The following is a 1,641-nucleotide window of genomic DNA, read 5'->3' as shown; positions in this document are numbered from 1 at the left end:
GAGGAGGCAGCGAACACCCCAGAACTGGCGCTCAGCGCCTAAACAAACCAAAGATCACGCGGCAACCGCGTTACACCACGCATTTGGACTTGACCAAGCCAATACCGCAGGCACTGCTGACAGGTGCCTGACTACTTGCGTAACCTTGGGCCCGGTGAAGATGTGACGCTATACGTTGATTGCAAACTACAAGCACTTTAGGAGATGACATGTCCCTCGTCCGCGTGCATAACTTCTCGGTCTCCCTTGACGGCTTCGGCACCGGCGAGGGCCAGCAACTCGATGCTCCGTTCGGTCACGCAGGCTCACGGCTGATGGGGTGGGCTATGAAGACACACACCTTCCGACAGATGGGCATCCCCGGGGAGTCGGAGGGATCCCTCGGCGTCGACGAGGCGTTCGCCAGCCAGTGGGCGCCCGGGATCGGCGTCGAGATCATGGGGCGCAACAAGTTCGGCCCTCAACGCGGTCCCTGGCAGGACGAGGAATGGAAGGGATGGTGGGGCGACAACCCTGTCTTCCACACCCCTGTCGTTGTCCTTACACACCATGCTCGGCCGATACTCGAAATGGAAGGCGAAACAACCTTCCACTTCATTGACGCCGATCCGGTCTCCGCGCTCAAGCAGGCTCGCGCCCTGGCCGGCGACCTCGACGTCCGGATCGGTGGCGGCGTCAGCACGATTCGACAGTTCCTCGAGGCCGATCTGATCGACCACATGCACATCGCCCTCGTGCCAATCGTCCTGGGCCGGGGCGAACGGCTCTGGGACGGACTGGAAGAACTCGAACAGCGCTTTGAAATCGAAGCGACCCCTTCCCCATCCGGAATTCTCCATCTGATCTTCACTCGTCGCACGGCCCGGTAGTCCGGCTTGGGAGCAATCGCCCATGAACGACCGTCCGTAAGACACCCTGCCCAATCGACGGGCCAAAGCGGCGCGTCGTTTTGCATGTCCCTTGTCTGAGACCTCTGTGTGCGGTCACCTACATTGCCGTCTATGCAGAGCGTAGACATCTCTCAAGGAACGTACGGTAACGGATCCCTTACCGGGCCCTCCACGTGGGCGGCGCTAGGTCTTGTGGGACTTCGTTGTCAGATACCTTGCCAGGGTGCCGCCGACCACCGATTTTGAAGAGCGCGTACTCAAACATGGCGAGAGCTTGACGGGCAGGGAACAGGGCAGGATCGGTGCCCGCAAACGAATCATGACAGACGCCAAGACCCGCTCAGCCCGAAAACTACTCAGCCAAGGTACTCCACCAACAGAAGTGGCCGCTAGTCTCGGCGTCTGAGTACCCACGCTGTATCGCTGGGTCCCAGCCAGCACAACCGCAGTCACCACAGCGCCGTAGCGCTGGTTTAGTGCAGAGGACTCTTGAAAAAGTGCACGACGGTGCACGGGACTTCTGACAATCCGATGTCAACAGTCCCCTGCACTCGCCCCGTCCTGTCGCACGACTTGGTGCAGACGACTTCTGAAAAAGGACAGGGCATTCGCCTGAAAGCCGCCGCAGATCCGGTCAGACCAGCCAGCGCCACCATCGTGACCGCTCCGGTTCCGGCGTCGGTTCCGGCTCCGGCTTCTCGCCCAAGGCCAGCGCGGCCTCGACGATGTCGTCCGCGGTGAGCGTCATGAC

1 protein-coding gene and 1 pseudogene are annotated in these 1,641 nt (G+C 61.0%); one reads left to right on the top strand and one right to left on the bottom strand.

All coding sequences use genetic code 11. The annotated features are described in order from the left end of the window. Nucleotides 1-209 precede the first annotated feature (209 nt). Nucleotides 210-869, top strand: a complete 660-nt coding sequence (locus ABIB26_RS23630; RefSeq protein WP_354248638.1) for a dihydrofolate reductase family protein — start codon at nt 210-212, stop codon at nt 867-869. A gap of 655 nt (nt 870-1,524) precedes the next feature. On the opposite strand, the pseudogene ABIB26_RS23625 reads toward ABIB26_RS23630, so the two are convergent. After that, a pseudogene (locus ABIB26_RS23625) lies at nt 1,525-1,641 on the bottom strand (AAA family ATPase); the annotation flags it as partial.

Origin of the sequence: Arthrobacter sp. UYEF20 (assembly GCF_040546335.1) — a bacterium.
GTDB lineage: Bacteria > Actinomycetota > Actinomycetes > Actinomycetales > Micrococcaceae > Arthrobacter.
The sequence above is the reverse complement of the archived record's forward strand: the minus strand, read 5'-3'. Positions and strand labels throughout refer to the sequence as shown.